The sequence below is a fragment of the Paenibacillus sp. IHB B 3415 genome (genome assembly GCF_000802655.2).
Classification (GTDB): Bacteria; Bacillota; Bacilli; order Paenibacillales; family Paenibacillaceae; genus Paenibacillus_AQ; species Paenibacillus_AQ phytohabitans.
Window position 1 is genome coordinate 1 of record NZ_JUEI01000172.1, and the last position, 1,809, is coordinate 1,809.

The window sequence follows — 1,809 nt, forward strand, 5'->3', positions numbered from 1 at the left end:
AAGACATCCGTGCAGCAGCAATATATTGATGCGATGGATGAAATGGGTGGCAACGGCGGTAGGATTGACGGGCCGGGTGAAGTACCTGAAAAGACTTTTGCTGATAATCCTTTTGATGATACAGGGAAACTAATACCTAATGCGAAGTATAAGGCCGGTGAGCACCAATATAATTATGAAACAGATCAGTTGGGTAGAATTGAAAAGTTTAGTACGGATGAGCTAAAATTAACGGCAAGAGATGAAAGATTACCGCATGATGCAAATACACCGGGCAAAGTAACTGGAGACCATGCAGGTCATTTGGCAGGAGACAGATTTGGAGGGTCACCAGAGATTGATAACCTTGTATCTCAGTCAAGTAATGTGAATTTGAGTAAGTATAAAAAAATTGAAAATCAGTGGGCGGCAGCAATAAAGGAAGGAAAGCAAGTAAAAGTAAATGTTGAAGTGAAATATGAGGGAGATGACTTACGACCATCTAAATTTATTATAGATTACGAGATAGATGGAGAATTTTTTTCTAAGGATTTATTGAATTGAAAGGATGATCAATCAATGAATAAGGTATTTGAAGATTTTTTTAGTGAATTGCAAGCGGATATGGTCTCTATATGTTTGGAGTATGTTAGTAATAATGCTGATACAATATTTATCTATTGCTCATTTGAGGAAAAGGTCATTTCCAGTGATTTTTTCTTCTTGATTAATGGGAAAGTTGTTAGAAAAAACAAATTAAATGATGCTTTGGAAAAAGATGAAAATGAATTTCAATATAATACATCTGTAGACCGGCAAAGAGGAGTAATGAGAATAATAAATGGAGACATCGAAAAAATATATAAATTATGCAATGAGTACAACAGAGAAATGCCAACTGAAATTAAACTAGTTTACAAAGTAGATAAGAATAGTCTTAATGCTGAATATAAATATGATTTGATACATACTAATGATCCTGTTAAAACTGCAGATGACATTTCTATGGAATGGTTTGAACAAATTAAAATGGGACTAACTAATAATAAAGTCTGAACCCAATGATTTTGTTTCTTTTTTGGAAGTGATTAACGTTGGAACTGCCTAATTGCAAATGAAACAGAAATTATGTTCGTTCAATTAGGAGGAAATATGACCTAAGTCAATTACTTGAAGTATTCTTTTATGATGAAGAAAGTATCGCTATTCTATTACACAGGACAGGTCAATTATGGTCAGATGCCCCCATGATTGACCTGTTTTTGTTGTTTTCGTTTCTCATTGGGGTTCGGCAGTACCAGTTTAGAAAAAAGATAATATTCATTCTTAATGGTTTTATTAAGACCGAGGACAACAGATTTGTTAATCAAGAAATCCGGTATAAATCAAAATTGGAAGAAGGTCTTAGAGAAGATAATACTGCATTACTTGCCTTTAGTTACCTGAGTCTTTTCAATGAAATTGAAGTAGAAAACTATTTCCTTTATTATTTAATGAACATTGAACTGGGGAATGACCCGTTAACTGAAATAGTAAGTGAATATTTTGAATAAATAACAAATTATTTTCTTAGTATCAAGCTAAAGTGTTAAACATAATAGGTCGATAATGGTCGGATCTTACCATAGTTGACCTATTTTTAGTTCTCGGAATACAAAGATGAAATCCGTAACAACGGATATCCCTTTGCGCAAAAGAGGCGCCGCTGGACCTGCCGGTGGCACTCCGATAACGGCTAGCAACAAAGAAAATGAGACGACCTTTAACTATTATATGGAGTGGATTTCTGATCCCAAAGTAACCAATCAGGTGCTGGCCTATGAAATGTGG

Annotated in this window: 2 protein-coding genes; both read left to right on the top strand. The window is 34.5% G+C overall.

Annotation, left to right across the window (positions count from 1 at the left end):
• Window positions 1–543 (top strand): DNA/RNA non-specific endonuclease (locus tag QW71_RS35930; RefSeq protein ID WP_306766095.1); only part of this gene is annotated, 543 nt, incomplete at its 5' end.
• A gap of 15 nt (window positions 544–558) precedes the next feature.
• Window positions 559–1,035, top strand: a complete 477-nt coding sequence (locus QW71_RS35935) for a hypothetical protein (protein ID WP_039310794.1) — start codon at window positions 559–561, stop codon at window positions 1,033–1,035.
• The last annotated feature ends 774 nt before the right edge of the window (window positions 1,036–1,809 follow it).

Coding starts and splice junctions, on each gene's coding strand:
- QW71_RS35935 (WP_039310794.1), top strand. CDS start 559: ATGAATAAGGTATTTGAAGATTTTTTTAGTGAATTGCAAGCGGATATG.